15 protein-coding genes and 4 tRNA genes are annotated in these 18,825 nt (G+C 60.2%); 15 read left to right on the forward strand and 4 right to left on the reverse strand.

Annotated features, from left to right (window positions below):
• Positions 1-72: 72 nt before the first annotated feature.
• Together ACA075_RS10930 and ACA075_RS10935 are read right to left on the reverse strand one after the other, a co-directional pair.
• Complete coding sequence (locus tag ACA075_RS10930; RefSeq protein ID WP_497298461.1) at positions 73-1,623, reverse strand: MDR family MFS transporter; 1,551 nt, start codon at positions 1,621-1,623, stop codon at positions 73-75.
• Positions 1,613-2,662, reverse strand: a complete 1,050-nt coding sequence (locus ACA075_RS10935) for an HlyD family secretion protein (protein ID WP_497298462.1) — start codon at positions 2,660-2,662, stop codon at positions 1,613-1,615. Before ACA075_RS10935 ends, ACA075_RS10930 begins: the two co-directional genes overlap by 11 nt.
• Positions 2,663-2,882: 220 nt before the next feature.
• Between ACA075_RS10935 and gltX the strand changes: the two genes are divergently transcribed.
• The 10 genes from gltX (at position 2,883) to ACA075_RS10985 (ending at position 8,839) form a co-directional block, all read left to right on the forward strand.
• Positions 2,883-4,364 (forward strand): glutamate--tRNA ligase, encoded by a 1,482-nt coding sequence (gltX, locus tag ACA075_RS10940; RefSeq protein ID WP_403138774.1) that lies wholly within the window; start codon positions 2,883-2,885, stop codon positions 4,362-4,364.
• A 189-nt stretch (positions 4,365-4,553) separates the two neighbouring features.
• A tRNA-Ala gene (locus ACA075_RS10945) sits at positions 4,554-4,629 on the forward strand.
• 79 nt (positions 4,630-4,708) lie between these two features.
• Positions 4,709-4,784: transfer RNA gene (locus ACA075_RS10950), tRNA-Glu, on the forward strand.
• Positions 4,785-4,837: 53 nt separating this feature from the next.
• A tRNA-Ala gene (locus tag ACA075_RS10955) sits at positions 4,838-4,913 on the forward strand.
• An 80-nt stretch (positions 4,914-4,993) separates the two neighbouring features.
• A tRNA-Glu gene (locus tag ACA075_RS10960) sits at positions 4,994-5,069 on the forward strand.
• Positions 5,070-5,253: 184 nt separating this feature from the next.
• Entirely contained in the window at positions 5,254-5,793 is a 540-nt protein-coding gene (locus tag ACA075_RS10965; RefSeq protein ID WP_008151286.1) for a TetR/AcrR family transcriptional regulator, read from the forward strand.
• A gap of 31 nt (positions 5,794-5,824) precedes the next feature.
• Positions 5,825-6,658: an alpha/beta fold hydrolase gene (locus ACA075_RS10970; RefSeq protein ID WP_497298463.1), complete on the forward strand. Its 834-nt coding sequence runs from the start codon at positions 5,825-5,827 to the stop codon at positions 6,656-6,658.
• Positions 6,659-6,706: 48 nt separating this feature from the next.
• Positions 6,707-7,144, forward strand: coding sequence for an acyl-CoA thioesterase (locus tag ACA075_RS10975; protein ID WP_497298464.1), 438 nt, complete (start codon positions 6,707-6,709; stop codon positions 7,142-7,144).
• 172 nt (positions 7,145-7,316) lie between these two features.
• Positions 7,317-8,276: a tRNA dihydrouridine synthase gene (locus tag ACA075_RS10980; protein ID WP_219095870.1), complete on the forward strand. Its 960-nt coding sequence runs from the start codon at positions 7,317-7,319 to the stop codon at positions 8,274-8,276.
• Between the two features lie 119 nt (positions 8,277-8,395).
• On the forward strand, positions 8,396-8,839 hold the full coding sequence (locus tag ACA075_RS10985) for an Hsp20 family protein (protein ID WP_497298466.1): 444 nt from the start codon (positions 8,396-8,398) through the stop codon (positions 8,837-8,839).
• Between the two features lie 217 nt (positions 8,840-9,056).
• Here the strand turns inward: ACA075_RS10985 and ACA075_RS10990 are convergent, their stop codons facing one another.
• Entirely contained in the window at positions 9,057-12,335 is a 3,279-nt protein-coding gene (locus ACA075_RS10990) for a PAS domain S-box protein (protein WP_497298467.1), read from the reverse strand.
• 65 nt (positions 12,336-12,400) lie between these two features.
• Positions 12,401-13,291, reverse strand: a complete 891-nt coding sequence (locus ACA075_RS10995) for a LysR family transcriptional regulator (protein WP_219095871.1) — start codon at positions 13,289-13,291, stop codon at positions 12,401-12,403.
• 142 nt (positions 13,292-13,433) lie between these two features.
• Here ACA075_RS10995 and leuC point away from each other — a divergent pair, with 142 nt between their 5' ends.
• The 5 genes from leuC to asd all read left to right on the forward strand — a co-directional run bounded on the left by leuC (position 13,434) and on the right by asd (position 18,752).
• On the forward strand, positions 13,434-14,852 hold the full coding sequence (gene leuC, locus ACA075_RS11000) for a 3-isopropylmalate dehydratase large subunit (RefSeq protein WP_010456043.1): 1,419 nt from the start codon (positions 13,434-13,436) through the stop codon (positions 14,850-14,852).
• A 10-nt stretch (positions 14,853-14,862) separates the two neighbouring features.
• The gene (gene leuD, locus ACA075_RS11005; protein ID WP_219095872.1) at positions 14,863-15,507 is read left to right on the forward strand and encodes a 3-isopropylmalate dehydratase small subunit; all 645 of its coding nucleotides are present in this window, start codon (positions 14,863-14,865) and stop codon (positions 15,505-15,507) included.
• Positions 15,508-15,654: 147 nt separating this feature from the next.
• On the forward strand, positions 15,655-16,422 hold the full coding sequence (locus ACA075_RS11010) for a class I SAM-dependent methyltransferase (RefSeq protein ID WP_497298468.1): 768 nt from the start codon (positions 15,655-15,657) through the stop codon (positions 16,420-16,422).
• Between the two features lie 65 nt (positions 16,423-16,487).
• A complete protein-coding gene (gene leuB, locus ACA075_RS11015; protein ID WP_497298469.1) occupies positions 16,488-17,570 on the forward strand; it encodes a 3-isopropylmalate dehydrogenase in 1,083 nt (360 codons plus the stop codon).
• 69 nt (positions 17,571-17,639) lie between these two features.
• Complete coding sequence (gene asd, locus ACA075_RS11020) at positions 17,640-18,752, forward strand: aspartate-semialdehyde dehydrogenase (protein ID WP_054052925.1); 1,113 nt, start codon at positions 17,640-17,642, stop codon at positions 18,750-18,752.
• Positions 18,753-18,825: the final 73 nt, after the last annotated feature.

Consider the following 18,825-nt stretch of genomic DNA (forward strand, 5'->3'; position numbering starts at 1 on the left):
TAGCGTTTTTTACGACTGCTTCGCAGCCGAGCGGGGGCAAGCCCCCTCGCCACAGGTTCGTGTATGTCGAAATCAATGCGCCTCGCCAGCCTTGAGCCCAGCCGGCAATGCCTTGGTCAACAACACCGCAATCATGCTGATCCCCAGCGCAATCCCGACAAAGTGAAACGCATCGTTGTACGCCATGATCGACGCCTGCTGATGCGCAATCTCGCTCAGCTTGCCCAGCGCCGCCGTCTCACTGCCAAACCGGTCCGTCATCAACGCCATTCGCTCCGCCACCTGCGGATTGCTCGGCACGATGGATTCACGCAAATAATCAAAGTAGGTCTTGGTCCGCGCATCCAGCAAGGTCGCGAGGAGGGCGATGCCGATCGCGCCGCCGAGGTTGCGCAGGATGTTGAACAGGCTCGACGCCGACCCCGCGTCCTGCGGCAGGATGTACGCGGTGGCGATCAGTGAGATGGTCACCATGATCAGCGGCTGGCCCAGTGCCCGGATGATCTGGATCTGATTGAACTGCGGCCCGGCAAAGTCCGGATTCAACACTCCCGACGAAAAACTCGCCAACCCGAACAGTCCGAAGCCCAGCGTGCACAGCCATTTCGGCGACACGTATTTCATCAGCTTCGGCACCAGCGGAATCAGAAACAACTGCGGCACGCCCATCCACATGATCACTTCACCGATCTGCAGGGCGTTGTAGTTCTGGATCTGCGCCAGATACAGCGGCAACAGGAAGATCGAGCCGTACAAACCGACGCCCATCCCGAGGCTGGAAATACTGGATAAACCGAAGTTGCGATTACCCAGGATGCTGAGGTTGATCAGCGGATTGGGCTTGGAAAACTGCACGATCACAAAGGTGATCAGGCTGACCAGCGCGATGCTGCCCAGGGTCACGATCAGGTTCGACTCGAGCCAGTCCTTGCGGTGACCTTCTTCCAGAAACACCTGCAAACAACCGAGGCCGACGCCGAGCGTGAGGATGCCCATGTAGTCGGTACTTTTGAGCAGTTCCCAGTGCGCTTCTTTCTTCTCCAGGCCGTACATCAGGCCGGCGATCATGATCAGGCCGGGCGGTATGTTGATGTAGAAGATGTATTCCCAGCCCCAGTTTTCCGTCAGCCAGCCGCCCAGCGTCGGGCCGATGGAGGGCGCGAACGTCGCGGTCATGGCAAACATGGCCATGCCTTTGGCGCGGTGGTGTTCCGGGAGTTTGATCAGCGTGAGGGTGAACGCCAACGGAATCAGTGCGCCGCCGGTGAAGCCCTGCAGCGCGCGAAAGATGATCATGCTCTCCAGGCTCCAGGCCATGGAGCAGAGCAGGGAGGCGGCGAGAAATCCAAGCGAGACCCAGACCGCCAGGCGTCGCGCCGACAGCAGCTGCACCAGCCACGCGGTCAGCGGGATCATGATGATTTCCGCGACCAGGTAGGAGGTGGAAATCCACGAGCCTTCTTCCAGGGTCGCCGACAATGCGCCCTGAATGTCCTTGAGCGACGAGTTGGTGATCTGGATATCCAGCACGGCCATGAAGGCGCCGAGCATCACACTCATCACCGCAATCCAGTCCCGCCGGGTCGGTTCGCCGACCGGGCGGATCAGTTGATCACCGGCCATCGTCAGGGGCGTCTTTGATGTTCACTTTGGCGGTGACCGACATCCCCGGGCGAATTTTGCCGTGCAGGGGGTTGTCCGCGGCGAACGTCAGTTTGACTGGAATCCGTTGTACGACTTTGGTGAAGTTGCCCGTGGCATTGTCCGGCGGCAACAGGCTGAACTGCGCGCCCGAGGCAGCGAACAGGCTGTCGACCCGAGCATCGATCGGTGTGTCGCTGTAGGCGTCGAAGGTCAGCGTGGCGTTCTGGCCGGGCTGCATGTGGCCGATCTGGGTTTCCTTGAAGTTGGCCTGAATCCAGATGTCCTGGTCCGGGACGATCGACAGCAGATAAGCGCCGGCCTGCACGTATTGGCCTTGGCGAGCCGCGCGTTGGCCGATCAGGCCGCTGATCGGCGCGTGGATTTCGCTGCGGGTCAGGTTCAGTTCGGCCTGGGCGAGGTCGGTTTTGGCATTGGCGATCATCGCGTCGAGGCGCTTGATCTCGGCGCTCAGGGAGTTGACTTGCTGGCGCTGACTTTGTGCGTCGGCCTGGGCCTTGGTCACTTGCGAGCGGGCAATGTGGTTGTCGGCGGAGAGGGTGGTCACCCGTTCCTCCGAGACGTAGCCGGGTTTACGCAGGGTTTGCGCGCGGGACAAGTCGATCTGCGAACGCCCAAGGCTGGCCTGGCTGGAGGCGACTTGCGCCTCGCTGGCGGCGATCAGGCTGGCTTGCTGGGTCAGTTTGCTTTGCGCCTGCAAACGTTCGGCTTGTCGGGTAGCGAGGGTGGCATTGGCGCGGTCGACGGCGAGGTGGAAGTCATCGCCTTCGAGCTTGATCAGCAACTGGCCTTTCTCGACGTGCTGATTGTCCTGCACCAGCACCTGTTCGATGCGCGCGCCCAATTGGCTCGAGACACGGGTGATCTCGCCCTGGACATAGGCGTTGTCGGTGCTTTCATAAAACCGCCCCTTGAAGAACCATTGGGCGAAGAAGCCCCCGGCAATCAGCAGGACGATCAGCAGGAAAATAAACAGGCGTCGCTTGAGTTGGGCAGGCATGGGGCAGACTGTAGTCGAGAAATTGTAAGGAAAGTTATCAGCAGGTGAATCTGGCATACAGTCGATAGTGGGTAAATGCCATCGGCTGATAATCGATCATTCATCGCGGCTCAGGCCCGTTGTAGACGCAACCTTGGCTTAAATGCCCTGCTCACTGGAGCCGGGCGGGTATCGCCTGTTACCATTCGCCCTTTGTTTTATCTTCATTTCGAGACTTGCCATGACCACCGTCCGCACGCGCATCGCGCCATCGCCTACCGGGGACCCCCACGTAGGTACCGCTTACATCGCTTTGTTCAACTACTGCTTTGCCAAGCAGCATGGCGGCGAGTTCATCCTGCGGATCGAAGACACCGACCAGTTGCGCTCGACCCGGGAGTCCGAACAGCAGATTTTCGACGCCTTGCGCTGGTTGGGTATCAACTGGAGCGAAGGTCCGGACGTTGGCGGCCCGCACGGTCCGTATCGTCAAAGCGAACGCGGCGACATCTATCAGAAGTACTGCCAACAGCTGGTCGAGATGGGCCACGCCTTCCCGTGCTTCTGCACCGCCGAAGAGCTGGACCAGATGCGCGCCGAGCAAATGGCGCGTGGCGAAACCCCGCGTTACGACGGCCGTGCGCTGTTGCTTTCGAAAGAAGAAGTCGCCCGCCGCCTGGCCGCTGGCGAGCCTCATGTGATCCGCATGAAAGTGCCGAGCGAAGGCGTTTGCGTGGTGCCGGACATGCTGCGTGGCGACGTCGAGATCCCGTGGGATCGCATGGACATGCAAGTGTTGATGAAGACCGACGGCCTGCCGACGTACTTCCTGGCCAACGTGGTCGACGACCACTTGATGGGCATCACCCACGTTCTGCGCGGTGAAGAGTGGCTGCCATCGGCGCCGAAGCTGATCCTGCTTTATGAATACTTCGGTTGGGAACAACCGGAGCTGTGCTACATGCCGCTGCTGCGTAACCCGGACAAGAGCAAGCTGTCCAAGCGCAAGAACCCGACCTCGGTGACGTTCTACGAGCGCATGGGCTTCATGCCGGAAGCGATGCTCAACTACCTCGGCCGCATGGGCTGGTCGATGCCGGACGAGCGCGAGAAGTTCTCGCTGCAGGAAATGGTCGACAACTTCGACCTGAGTCGCGTGTCCCTCGGCGGGCCGATTTTCGACATCGAGAAACTGTCGTGGCTCAACGGCCAATGGCTGCGTGATTTGCCGGTGGAAGAGTTCGCTTCGCGCCTGCAAACCTGGGCCCTCAACCCTGAATACATGATGAAGATTGCGCCGCATGTGCAGGGTCGCGTCGAGACCTTCAGCCAGGTTGCACCGCTGGCCGGTTTCTTCTTTGCCGGTGGCGTGAACCCGGATGCCAAGCTGTTCGAATCGAAGAAGCTCTCGGGCGATCAGGTGCGTCAGTTGATGCAGCTGATCCTGTGGAAGCTGGAAAGCCTGCGTCAGTGGGAGAAAGACAGCATCACTGCGACGATTCAGGCGGTGGTCGAATCCCTGGAACTGAAGCTGCGTGACGCCATGCCGCTGATGTTCGCCGCGATCACTGGCCAAGCCAGTTCCGTGTCGGTGCTCGATGCGATGGAAATCCTCGGCCCGGACCTGACGCGTTTCCGTCTGCGCCAGGCGATTGACTTGCTGGGCGGCGTGTCGAAGAAGGAAAACAAGGAGTGGGAAAAACTCCTGGGCAACATCGCCTGAGGACGTTTGACCCTATAGGCACCGCCGGAGGTTGCGATCATTTGATCGTGATCTTCGGTGCCACCCCCGTTTTTCCGGGGGGAGGGCGGTAAGTGATTGTTATGTCGGCAAAAAACTTTGAAATATTTTAAAAATAAGTTTGACAGCTTTCCGAAGCGCCATTAAGATTCGCCCCGTCCTCAGCGATGAGGGGCTATAGCTCAGCTGGGAGAGCGCTTGCATGGCATGCAAGAGGTCGACGGTTCGATCCCGTCTAGCTCCACCAATTTACACTTCAAGGCCTGGCCACACCGGCCTTGAAGCGATCAACACTCAGCGTTGATCTGTTGTATAGAAGGGTTTGCGTCCCCTTCGTCTAGTGGCCTAGGACACCGCCCTTTCACGGCGGTAACAGGGGTTCGAGTCCCCTAGGGGACGCCAGTTTTACAGAAGCGATGTTGCAAGATGTCGCTCCGCCGCGAGGCGAAAAATCCGGGGCTATAGCTCAGCTGGGAGAGCGCCTGCATGGCATGCAGGAGGTCAGCGGTTCGATCCCGCTTAGCTCCACCAATTTTACAGTTCAAGGTCTGGCCACACCGGCCTTGAATCGATCAGCTCTCAGCACTGATCAGTTGTATAGAAGGTTTTGCGTCCCCTTCGTCTAGTGGCCTAGGACACCGCCCTTTCACGGCGGTAACAGGGGTTCGAGTCCCCTAGGGGACGCCACGATTACCCGCTCTGCGGGATTTTATAAGGGTCATTCAATTATTGAATGGCCCTTTTGTTTGTCTGGCGTTTGGCCAAATCCCCCCATTTCTTTCAAACTGTTCTTCAGACCAGCGGTCACATCCACGACTTGCGGAAAATTATTATGAGAATAATATTCTAGTCGTAATATTCGGAGGCAACGATGAACGATAAAAAAGCTCAAACCCGCGAACGCATTCTCAAGGCCGCCAGCGCAGCGCTGATTCAGCGCGGCCCGGCCGAACCGAGCGTGGGCGAAGTGATGGGCGCAGCCGGCCTGACGGTTGGCGGCTTCTATGCGCACTTCGAAAGCAAGGACGCCATGATGCTTGAAGCGTTCAAGCAACTGCTCGGTCACCGCCGTGGCTTGATCGCCGACATGGACGCCGAATTGACCGGCGAAGAACGTCGCGCGTTGGTGGCTGCGTTTTACCTGTCACGCAAACACCGTGATTCCTCGGATTCAGCGTGCCCGATCCCGGCGTCTGTCGGTGAGTTGGGGCGCCTGCCGGACGCGTTTCGCGTGGCGCTCAATGAGCATGTGGAAATGATGGTCGCGCAGTTGGCGGCCAGCCCGGAAGACACCGACAAAGCCCTGGCCGACATGGCCTTGATGGTCGGTGGTCTGGCTCTGGCACGGGCGCTGGGGCCAGGAGAGTTGTCCGATCGATTGCTGCGCGCCGCCAAGTCGGCGGTGCTATGACCTGAAGGCATTGGCCTGAGGAGTGAGAGCGATGAGCACGTTGAAGTGGGTTCGTGGCGTTAATGGCACCTTGGGCTGGTTCGCACCGAAACTGGTCGCGAGCAAAATGCGACTGGCGTTCATGACGCCGCGAGAGCTGCCACCGCGTGACTGGGAATTGCCGCTCCTGGCCAAATCCGAACGAATCACCTTGCGCTTCGGCCTCTCGGCGCTGCGTTGGGGGCAAGGTCCGGCCGTGTTGTTGATGCACGGTTGGGAAGGGCGGCCGACGCAGTTTGCGGGCCTCATCACGGCGCTGGTCGATGCCGGCTACACGGTTGTTGCTCTAGATGGTCCGGCGCATGGTCGCTCACCGGGCAGCGAAGCGAATGTCGTGCTGTTTGCCAGGGCCATGCTCGAAGCGGCTGCCGAGTTGCCGCCACTGCAAGCGGTCATCGGTCACTCCATGGGCGGCGCCAGTGCGATGCTCGCCGTACAGCTGGGCTTGCGCACCGAAACTCTGGTCACCATCGCGGCACCGGCGCGAATTCTCGGCGTGTTGCGCGGTTTCGCCCGCTATGTGCGACTGCCGCCGAAAGCGCGTTCGGCGTTCATCCGTCAGGTCGAGAAAGACGTCGGCATGCGCGCTGCAACGCTGGATGTTGCGCACTACCAGCTCGACATGCCCGGCCTGATCGTCCACGCCGAAGATGACAACTTCGTCTCGGTCAAGGAATCCCTGTTGATCCACGAGGCCTGGTTCGACAGTCGGCTGTTACGCCTGGAAGAGGGCGGTCATCAGCGGGTGCTGGCGGATCCTCGGGTGATTGATGGCGTGCTATCACTGCTGGCCGGTCGCAGCCTGCAATCGCGCCAATCGGCCTAAGCATCCGTTACACTGCCCCGGTCGACATCATCTGACCGGGAGTGGGGCATGGGCTGGGATCGGGCAACGCCATTTATCATTGATCTGGAAGTCGGCGCCGAGGACATCGACGGGCTGGGGCACGCGAACAACGCGGTGTACGTGACCTGGCTCGAACGCTGTGCCTGGCGCCACTCGCAGCGGCTGGGTCTGGACCTGGTCGAGTATCGTCGGCTGGATCGGGCGATGGCGGTGGTGCGGCACGAGATCGATTACCTGGCCTCCGCCTATGAAGGCGATGAATTGCAATTGGCGACCTGGATTGTCGATTGGGATCAGCGCCTGAAAATGACCCGCCACTTCCAGTTGAAGCGCCCCAGCGACAACACCACGTTGCTGCGCGCGCAAACCACCTTCGTCTGCATCGAACTGTCCACCGGCAAGCCCAAGCGTATGCCCGCCGAGTTCATCGAAGGCTACGGCGCGGCGTTGCAAGTTCCAAGTTGACGCGAACCTGTGGCGAGGGAGCTTGCTCCCGCTGGAGCGCGAAGCGGTCCCTTGCAATGGAGAGTGCTTCGCACTCTAACGGGAGCAAGCTCCCTCGCCACAGAGGCAGATGCAAGTCTTTCGGCAGAGAATCCAGTAAACTGCCGCACGTTTTTCGTCGAGTGTGTTTTTCATGCAAATTGCTTTGGCGCCCATGGAGGGGTTGGTCGACAACATCCTGCGGGACGTGCTGACCCGTGTGGGCGGTATCGATTGGTGCGTGACCGAGTTCATTCGGATCAACGATCAACTGCTCACGCCTGCCTATTACCACAAATTCGGCCCGGAATTATTGACCGGCGCCCGCACCGCGTCCGGTGTGCCGCTGCGTGTGCAGTTGCTCGGTTCCGATCCGGTGTGTCTGGCTGAAAACGCCGCGCTGGCTTGCGAGCTGGGTTCCGAGGTCATCGACCTGAACTTCGGCTGCCCGGCCAAGACCGTCAACAAGTCCCGTGGCGGCGCCGTCCTGCTTAAAGAGCCTGAGCTGCTCAACGAAATCGTTGAACACGTCCGTCGCGCTGTACCTGCCCACATTCCGGTTACCGCAAAAATGCGCCTTGGTTTTGACAGCCCGGACGGTTCGCTGGTGTGCGCAACGGCCTTGGCCGAAGGCGGCGCGGCGCACATCGTGGTTCACGCGCGGACCAAAACCGACGGTTACAAGCCGCCTGCTCATTGGGAATGGATCCCCCGCGTGCAGGAAGTGGTCAAGGTCCCAGTGTTCGCCAATGGCGACATCTGGAGCGTTGAAGACTGGCGCCGTTGCCGCGAAATCAGCGGCGTGGAAGACATCATGCTCGGTCGCGGCCTGGTATCGCGCCCGGACCTGGCCCGGCAAATCGCAGCGGCGCGGGCCGGTGAAGCAGTGGTCGAGATGACCTGGGCAGAGTTGCTGCCGCTGATTCAGGATTTCTGGCTGCAGGCCAAGGCTCAGATGACAGCACGCCAATCGCCGGGTCGTTTGAAGCAATGGCTGGCGATGCTGACCCGCAATTATCCAGAGGCGGTGGAGCTGTTCACTGTCCTGCGCCGGGAAACCGAACTGGATCAAGTCTCGCGTTTGTTAGGGCTACAGGTGTCGGAAGCGGCCTGAGAAAAATCTGAAAATAATCTCTTGAAAAGCAATCGGCGATCCCTATCTAGGGATTACGCGATGCCGAATTCGGGTCGCGGAGACAAAACCTTGCTGATTGTTTTCAGGAGATTTGAACCATGACTACTGCATTTTCCCTGGCCCCACTGTTCCGTTCCTCGGTAGGCTTCGACCGTTTCAACGACCTCTTCGAAACCGCCCTGCGTAACGAGCCAGGCAGCACCTACCCACCCTACAACGTTGAAAAACACGGTGATGACCAATACCGCATCGTCGTGGCGGCAGCCGGTTTCCAGGAAGAAGACCTGGATCTGCAAGTCGAGAAGGGTGTGCTGACTATTAGTGGCGGCAAACGCGACGGGACTGAAGGCGTGACCTTCCTGCATCAAGGCATCGCCCAGCGTGCGTTCAAGCTGTCGTTCCGCCTGGCCGATCACATCGAGATCAAGGCCGCCGACCTGCGTAACGGTCTGTTGAGTATTGACCTGTTGCGCATCGTGCCGGAAGAGGCAAAAGCCAAACGCATCCCGATCAACGGGACGCAAAAACCAGCTCTGCAGTAATAGGCCAGAGCAATAAGAAGGGCGCCATTTGGCGCCCTTTTTTTTGTCAGTAATCATTCGCAGGATTTGTAGCAGCTACCGAGCAGCGCGAGGCTGCGTTCGGCTGCGAAGCAGTCGCAAAAATCAGGCACTGCGGTGTGTCAGGAAAACCTTAAGCACAGGATTCACGACTGCTTCGCAGCCTCGCGCTGCTCGGCAGCTGCTACAGATAGCCGCGTTATTTCAGGAGTTTCTGAAACTCCTCCACCGGCAGCGGCCGACTGTGCAAGTACCCCTGATAAAAATGGCACCCCAGCCCCTGCAAAAACTCCAGCTGCTCCGCCGTTTCCACCCCTTCGGCGATCACTTTCAATTCCAGGCTGCGGGCCATGGCGACGATGGCGCGGATGATTTCGGCGTCGTTGGGGTCGGTGGTGGCATCGCGGATGAACGACTGGTCGATTTTCAGCGTGTCGACCGGCAGTCGCTTGAGGTAGGTCAGCGAGGAGTAGCCGGTGCCGAAGTCGTCCATCGCAAAGCTCACGCCGAGTTTTTTCAGGCGACGCATTTTGTTGATGGTGTCTTCCAGGTTCTGGATGACGATGCCTTCAGTGATTTCCAGTTTCAGCAACGAGCAGGGCAGGCCGTGGCTGCTGAGGCTGTGTTCGATGCGTTCGACGAAGTCGTTTTGACGAAATTGCCTCGGGCTGATGTTGACGCACAGGCTGAAGCTGAGCGGGTTCACGAGGCCTTTGGCAACCAGCTTTTTGAAGGCCCCACAGGCTTCGTCGATGATCCAGGTGCCCACTTCCAGAATCAGCCCGCTGTCCTCCAGCACCTTGATGAACTCGCTGGGCGATTGCGGGCCGAGTTCCGGGTGGTCCCAGCGCACCAGCGCTTCGGCGCCGACAATGCGGTTGCCCCGGGCGTCGACCTGGGGTTGGTAATGCACATGAAACTCGCCGCGGGAAAGGGCCAGGCGCAGATCGGTTTCCATGCGCAGGCGTTCGCTGGCGGCCTTCTGCATGGTGTTGTGATACATCTGCGTGGTGTTGCGGCCCGAGTCCTTGGCGCGGTAAAGCGCAATGTCGGCGCGTTTGAGCAGGTCGGTCGGGGTTGAGCCATGGTCGGGAATCAGCGCGATGCCGATGCTCGGCGTCACCTGCAGGCGCTGGCCGTCGAGGAACATCGGCTCCGACAACAGTTCACGCAACGTGTCCGCCAACTCTCGAACCTGGGCGCTGACTTCGTTACGCGAGCCCTCAAGGCCACTGAGCAGCACCACAAATTCGTCGCCTCCCAGGCGCGCGACGGTGTCTTCCATGCGCACGCTGGCTTCAAGGCGAGCCGTGATGATTTTCAACACCGTGTCGCCCACCGGGTGACCGAGGGAATCGTTGATGTGCTTGAAATGATCGAGGTCCAGGAACAGCAGCGCACCGCGCAGGTTGTGGCGCTTGAGCAGGGCTATCTGCTGGCTCAGGCGATCCATCAACAGTGCGCGGTTCGGCAGGTTGGTCAGCGGGTCGTGGTAGGCCAGATGGCGGATCTGCGCTTCGGCATTTTTCAGCAGGCTGACGTCCCGGGCAGTCAGCAGCAAGCACGCGGTCTCGTTGAGGGTAATCGGTTCCACCGAGACTTCGACGGTCAGCAGTTCGCCGCGCTTATTGCGGCCAAGCATTTCCTGATGGTGCACCCGGCCCTTGAACTGCAGCTCGGCCAGCAGCGCCGAGCGTTGTTTTTCTTCAGCCCAGATGCCGACCTGATACACCGTGCGGCCCACCACTTCGTCGGCGCGATAGCCGGTCAGGCGGCAGAAACCATCGTTGACCTCCAGATAGCGCCCGGTGTCGCGCTCGGTGATGGTGATCGCGTCCGGGCTTGAGTGAAACGCCTTGGCAAACTTCTCTTCGCTGGCCTTGAGTGCCGCTTCGGAGCGTTGCTGCTGGGTAATGTCGCGCAGGGTCGTGACGATGCACGGCTGGTCGCCGACGCTGATCTGCCGGCTGGAAATCACGCAGGTCAGGGACTGCCCGTCTTTGTGCTGGGCGACGATCGCGACATTGTTCAGTCCCTGTTCGCGGATGACTTGTTCGATCCGTTGCAGGCTTTTCGCTGACGCGTCCCACAGGCCGATTTCGTCGGCGCGGCGGTCAATCACTTCGGCGGCGCTCCAGCCAAAGGTCTGGGTAAAGCTGGAATTGATCTCGATGAACTGGCCAGTGTCCTGGCGGGTCACGCAGATCGGGTCCGGGCTGACCTGGAACAGCGTGGCGAATTTCTCTTCGGAGGCCACCAGCCGTTGTTCGCGCTCCACTTGATCGGTGATGTCCAGCAAGGTGCCGGCCATGCGCAGCGGGGTGCCGTTTTCATCGCGGTAGAGGCGGGCGCGGCTTTCCAGGTAGCGTGAACTGCCGTCCGGTAGCTGCACGCGATAGGTCAGCTGATAATTGCCGGCCGGCCCTTCGCGCAGGCTGCGGTAAGCGTCGCGCATACTGCCGCGCTCTTCGTCGGGTACACCTTCGAAAAACGCGTCGAAGGACTCATGGAAGGGTTTGGCTTCCAGTCCGTGCAACTGCGCAGCCCGCGCCGAGCCGTACAACATGCCGCTGGGAATGTGCCAGTCCCAAGTGCCGAGTTGCGCCGAATCCAGCGCCAGGTCGAGGCGTTCCTGGCTGTCTTTCAGCGCGTGTTCGGCGGCTTTGCGTTCCGTGGTGTCGAGGAAAGTGCTCAGCAGGTACGGCTGGCCTTCGAGTTCGACCTTTTGTGCGCTGAGGATGCCGTCGTGGATCTGGCCATTGCTGGCGCGGAACTGCACCTCCATGCTGGTCAATTCGCCCTTGGCCTTGGTTGCCTTGACCAGCATGTCCCGTTGTTCAGGGTGCACCCAGAGGCCCAGTTCGACGGTGGTTCGGCCAATCGCGTCCTGCACCGGCCAGCCGAACAGGCTTTCGAAATACTGGTTGGCTTCGGTAATCAGGCCGTCTTCCTGGCGGGTCAGAAGCACCATGTTCGGGCACAGGTGAAACAGCGTGGCAAAGCGTTTTTCCGAGCTGCTCAGCGCCTGTTCGCGCTGGCGCTGGTGAGTGATTTCGCGGATCACGCCAATCATCCGTGGCCGGCCGTGTTTGTCCGGCAGCAGGCTGCCGTTGATCTCCAGCCAGTGCAGGCTGCCGTCCGGCCAGCGGATGCGGTGGTGCATCGCCTGCTCCAGCGGGGCGCCGGCGATCACGGCATGAAAGGCACGGATGGTTTTTGCCCGATCCTCCGGGGGCAGCAAGTCGAGGTATTCCAGATCGGCCGGCAACGGTTGCCGGGGATCGAAGCCGAACAGCGCCTGAGTGCCCCGCGACCAGCTGATCTGCCCGCGCTCGATGTCCCAATACCAGGCGCCCAGCCGCGCACCGTTGAGGGCAGCCAGCAACTGCGGCGCGCTTTCCCAGCTCTGCTCGGACCGTTTCGGGTCAAGCGCCTGTATACGTGGCATCGGCGGAATACGGTCAACAGATTTCGGCATTGGCAAGCCTTGGCTGAGTGAGGTGTCAGGTTCAGTGACTCGAGGCTCTATAGAAGTAGCACAGCTTAGCCGAGAGTCCCTGGCAGATCGATTTGCGCATCCAGCAAGGCCATGAAGGCCCGTGCCGCGTTCGACAGCGTCCGTTCGGTGTGCAGGATATAGCCTAGCTGGCGAGTCAGTTGTATGCCCGGCAAGGGTATTCGCGCAACTTGATCATCGAGCATCGTTCGCGGCAAAACGCTCCAGGCCAGGCCGATCGAGACCATCATCTTGATGGTTTCCAGATAATTCGTGCTCATGGCGATGTTCGGCGTCAGTCCCTGAGCCTCGAACAGGCGCTGAACGATGTGATGAGTAAATGTGTTGCCGCCGGGAAACACCGCCGGATGCAGGGCAATGTCAGCGAGGCTGACCGGGCCGTTGCTGATCAGCGAATGCTCCGGTGCGACCACGAAATCCAGGGGGTCGTCCCACACCGGCGTGGCTTTGACCAAGGTATGGGGTTCCGGGGCGAGGGTGATCACCGCCAGTTCCGCGCGGCCATGGAGGATTTCCTCGTAGGCCACTTCCGAATCGAGAAACTGAATATCCAGCGCCACCTGTGGATAGCGTCGGGTGAACTCCCTTAATAAGGGCGGTAAACGGTGCAGGCCAATGTGGTGACTGGTGGCCAGCGTCAGGCGTCCGGTCACTTCGCCGGTCAGGTTGGTCAAGGCGCGGCGAGTATCGTCCAGCACATTGAGAATCTGATAAGCCCGCGGTAACAGGGCGCGACCGGCCTCGGTGAGGCCGACTTCACGGCCCAGGCGATCGAACAACCGCACCTTCAATTGCTGCTCCAGTCCGGCGATGCGCTTGCTGATCGCCGGTTGTGTCAGGTGCAGCCGTTCTCCCGCGCCGGAGAAGCTTCCGGTCTCGGCAATGGCGATGAAAGCATTGAGATTGGCCAGGTCCATTGCGGTATTCCAGTTGGTTATCCAAAGCATGAAAAATATGAATTTGAGTTATTTAATGTAACCCCCTAGGATCGACCTCACAAGCCAAAGGGTTATGCAAACAGCCCGGGGCATAGAAACAAGCTGATGAGGAAACCGTCTGATGGCCGGCAAAACGCTCTACGACAAGCTCTGGGATTCGCACTTGGTCAAACAGCGCGACGATGGCTCCGCGCTGATTTACATCGATCGTCACATCATTCACGAAGTGACCTCGCCGCAAGCCTTTGAAGGCCTGCGTCTGGCCGGGCGCAAGCCTTGGCGCATCGATGCCAACATCGCGACCCCGGACCACAACGTACCGACCACCCCGGAGCGCAAGGGCGGCATCGAAGCCATTGCCGACCAGGTCTCGCGTTTGCAGGTCCAGACCCTCGACGACAACTGTGACGAATACGGCATCGTCGAGTTCAAGATGAACGACGTGCGCCAAGGCATCGTCCACGTCATTGGCCCGGAGCAGGGCGCCACCTTGCCGGGCATGACCGTGGTCTGCGGCGACTCCCACACCTCGACCCACGGCGCGTTTGGCGCGTTGGCTCACGGTATCGGCACGTCCGAGGTCGAGCACGTGCTCGCCACGCAGTGCCTGGTCGCCAAGAAAATGAAGAATATGCGGGTGTCGGTCGAAGGCAAATTGCCGTTCGGCGTGACCGCCAAGGACATCGTCCTGGCCGTGATCGGCAAGATCGGCACTGCTGGCGGTAACGGCCATGCCATCGAGTTCGCCGGCAGCGCGATTCGTGATCTGTCGGTCGAAGGCCGCATGACCATTTGCAACATGTCCATCGAGGCTGGCGCTCGCGTAGGCCTGGTGGCCGCTGACGAAAAAACCGTGGCCTATGTGAAGGGCCGTCCATTCGCTCCGAAAGGCGCGGAATGGGATTTGGCCGTCGAAGCGTGGAAAGACCTGGTGACTGATGAAGACGCCACGTTCGACACCGTTGTCGAACTCGACGCGACCCAGATCAAACCACAAGTCAGCTGGGGCACTTCGCCCGAGATGGTCTTGGCCGTGGATCAGAACGTGCCGGACCCTGCGAAGGAAATGGACCTGGTCAAGCGTGGCTCGATCGAACGCGCCTTGAAATACATGGGTTTGACCGCCAATCAGGCGATCACCGATATCCAGCTGGATCGCGTGTTCATCGGTTCCTGCACCAACTCGCGGATCGAAGATTTGCGTGCTGCCGCCGTGATCGCCAAAGGTCGCAAAGTGGCTTCGACGATCAAGCAGGCCATCGTGGTGCCGGGCTCGGGTCTGGTGAAGGCCCAGGCGGAATCGGAAGGCTTGGACAAGATCTTCCTCGACGCCGGTTTCGAATGGCGTGAACCGGGTTGCTCGATGTGCCTGGCGATGAACCCGGACCGTTTGGAGTCGGGCGAGCATTGCGCCTCGACCTCCAACCGCAACTTCGAAGGCCGTCAGGGCGCCGGTGGCCGTACCCACCTCGTGAGCCCGGCCATGGCCGCAGCGGCAGCTGTAAACGGTCGCTTCGTCGACGTCCGTGAATTGATCTAAGGAGCGCAGCATGAAAGCTTTTACCCAGCACACTGGTCTTGTCGCGCCTCTGGATCGTGCCAACGTCGACACCGACCAGATCATCCCGAAGCAGTTCTTGAAGTCGATCAAGCGCACCGGTTTCGGCCCGAACCTGTTCGATGAGTGGCGCTACCTGGATGTCGGGCAGCCGTATCAGGACAACTCCAAGCGACCGTTGAACAAGGACTTCGTGCTCAACGCCGAGCGTTATCAAGGCGCCAGCGTATTGCTGGCCCGTGAGAACTTCGGTTGCGGTTCCAGCCGCGAACACGCGCCGTGGGCGCTGGAAGAATACGGTTTCCGCAGCATTATCGCGCCGAGCTACGCCGACATTTTCTTCAACAACAGCTTTAAGAACGGTTTGCTGCCGATCATCTTGAGCGACGCTGAAGTGGATGAGCTGTTCCAGCAGGTCGAAGCGACCCCGGGTTATCAGTTGCAGGTTGATCTGCAAGCCCAGACCGTGACCCGTCCGGATGGCAAGGTGTTGAGCTTTGAAATCGACGCCTTCCGTAAGCATTGCCTGCTCAACGGTCTGGACGATATCGGCCTGACGTTGATGGACCATGAGGCGATTGCGACGTTTGAAGCCAAGCATCGGGCAAGCCAGCCGTGGTTGTTTCGCGACGCGTGATTTTGCGTAAGTCGTAATGACGCCATCGCCAGCAGGCTGGCTCCCACATTGGATTTGCGGCGTTCACAAAACCCTGTGGGAGCGAGCCTGCTCGCGATGAGGCCATTGAAGGCAACACAAGACTCCACCCCAAAAAAGGAAGTCCCCATGACCCGCACCGCCCAGCACAGCCAGGTCGTCCAAAAGCAATTCGGTGAACAGGCCTCGGCCTATCTGAGCAGCGCCGTACATGCTCAAGGCACCGAATTCGCGCTGCTACAGGCCGAACTGGCCGGGCAGGGCACTGCTCGGGTGCTGGACCTGGGTTGCGGCGCCGGTCACGTCAGTTTTCACGTGGCGTCGCTGGTCAAGGAAGTGGTGGCCTATGACCTGTCCCAGCAGATGCTCGACGTGGTCACCGCCGCCGCTGTCGACCGTGGCTTGAGCAATGTAACCACGGTTAACGGTGCCGCCGAGCGCCTGCCGTTCGCCGACGGCGAATTCGATTTCGTCTTCAGCCGTTATTCGGCGCACCATTGGAGCGATCTCGGCCTGGCCTTGCGCGAAGTTCGCCGGGTACTGAAACCGGGCGGGGTGGCGGCGTTCATTGACGTGATGTCTCCGGGCAGTCCGTTGTTTGACACTTACCTGCAAAGCGTCGAAGTGCTGCGAGATACCAGTCACGTGCGCGATTATTCCGCCGGCGAGTGGTTGCGTCAGGTCAGCGAAGCGGGGTTGCATACCCGTAGCACCACCCGTCAACGTTTGCGGCTGGAGTACAACTCCTGGGTCGAGCGCATGCGCACGCCGGAAGTGATGCGCGCGGCGATCCGTGAGTTGCAGCAATCGATGGGTAATGAAGTACGCGAATATTTTGAGATTGAGGCCGATGGTTCGTTCAGTACCGATGTGCTGGTGCTGATTGCAGAACGATAGGCTCCGGACGATAGAATTTTTCCGGGTGCGCCCTTGGGCGCACCGACTGATGACATGAGGAAAGCATGAGCAAGCAGATTCTGATTCTCCCAGGTGACGGTATTGGCCCGGAAATCATGGCCGAAGCCGTCAAGGTTCTGGAACTGGCCAACGACAAGTACAGCCTGGGCTTCGAGCTGAGCCACGACGTGATCGGCGGCGCCGCCATCGACAAGCACGGCGTGCCACTGGCCGACGAAACCCTTGACCGTGCGCGCGCAGCCGACGCTGTGCTGCTGGGCGCCGTGGGCGGCCCGAAATGGGACACCATCGAGCGTGACATCCGCCCTGAGCGCGGCCTGCTGAAGATTCGTGCGCAACTGGGCCTGTTCGGCAACCTGCGCCCGGCGATCCTCTACCCGCAACTGGCCGAGGCGTCGAGCCTGAAGCCGGAAATCGTTTCGGGCCTGGACATCCTGATCGTCCGTGAGCTGACCGGCGGCATCTATTTCGGTACACCACGCGGCACCCGCACCCTGGAAAACGGCGAGCGTCAGGCCTACGACACGCTGCCATACAGCGAAAGCGAAATCCGCCGCATCGCCCGTGTCGGTTTCGACATGGCCATGGTGCGCAGCAAGAAGCTGTGCTCGGTGGACAAGGCCAACGTCCTGGCGTCCAGCCAGCTGTGGCGCGAAATCGTCGAGCAAGTGGCCAAGGATTACCCTGAAGTCGAACTGAGCCACATGTACGTCGACAACGCGGCCATGCAGCTGGTGCGTGCGCCGAAGCAATTCGACGTGATCGTTACCGACAACCTGTTCGGCGACATCCTGTCTGACCAGGCATCGATGCTCACCGGTTCCATCGGCATGCTGCCGTCGGCGTCACTGGACACCAACAACAAGGGCATGTACGAGCCTTGCCACGGTTCGGCGCCAGACATCGCTGGCAAAGGCATTGCCAACCCGTTGGCGACCATTCTTTCGGTGTCGATGATGCTGCGTTACAGCTTCAACCTGCAGGACGCGGCCGATGCCATCGAGAAAGCCGTCAGTCTGGTATTGGACCAGGGCCTGCGCACGGGCGACATCTGGTCGGCCGGTTGCACTAAAGTCGGAACGCAGGAAATGGGCGACGCAGTAGTCGCCGCGCTGCGGAATCTGTAATCTCTCGGGCCCGCTGCAACTTTCACTCTTGAAAGCAGCGGCCCACTTTTTAAAGAAGGTGTAGTTGCGATGAAACGTGTAGGTCTGATCGGTTGGCGCGGTATGGTCGGTTCCGTGCTCATGCAGCGGATGCTGGAGGAGCAGGATTTCGATCTTATTGAGCCGGTGTTTTTCACCACTTCCAATGTCGGTGGCCAAGGCCCGTCCGTGGGCAAGGACATTGCTCCACTCAAGGACGCTTACAGCATTGAAGAGCTGAAAACCCTCGACGTGATTCTGACCTGCCAGGGTGGCGACTACACCAGCGAAGTCTTCCCGAAACTGCGCGAAGCCGGCTGGCAGGGTTACTGGATCGACGCCGCTTCCAGCCTGCGCATGCAGGATGACGCGGTGATCGTGCTGGACCCGGTGAACCGCAAGGTCATCGACCAGCAGCTGGACGCGGGCACCAAGAACTACATCGGCGGCAACTGCACCGTCAGCCTGATGCTGATGGGCCTGGGCGGTCTGTTCGAAGCCGGTCTGGTCGAGTGGATGAGCGCCATGACTTATCAGGCGGCCTCCGGTGCCGGCGCGCAGAACATGCGTGAACTGATCAAGCAAATGGGCGCGACCCACGCGGCTGTCGCCGATCAACTGGCCGACCCGGCCAGCGCGATCCTCGACATCGACCGCCGTGTGGCCGAAGCCATGCGCAGCGACGCGTACCCGACTGAAAACTTCGGCGTTCCGCTCGCCGGCAGCCTGATCCCGTGGATCGACAAGGAACTGCCGAACGGTCAGAGCCGCGAAGAATGGAAGGCCCAGGCCGAGACCAACAAGATCCTCGGTCGCTTCAAGAGCCCGATCCCGGTCGATGGCATCTGCGTGCGCATCGGCGCCATGCGCTGCCACAGCCAGGCGCTGACCATCAAGCTGAACAAAGACGTGCCGATTGCCGACATCGAAGGGCTTATCAGCCAGCACAACCCTTGGGTCAAGCTGGTGCCGAACAACCGCGAAGCCAGCATTCAGGAACTGAGCCCGACGAAAGTCACCGGCACCCTGAACGTACCGGTTGGCCGTCTGCGCAAGCTGAACATGGGCACGCAGTACGTCGGCGCGTTCACCGTCGGCGACCAACTGCTGTGGGGCGCGGCCGAACCGCTTCGTCGCATGCTGCGGATCCTGCTTGAGCGTTGATCGATTGAAGTAACCAAAGAGCCCGCGCCTTGAAAGAGGTGCGGGTTTTTTTATGCCCGGCAGGCTGATGTTG

The sequence above is a fragment of the Pseudomonas sp. LBUM1663 genome, assembly GCF_059695905.1.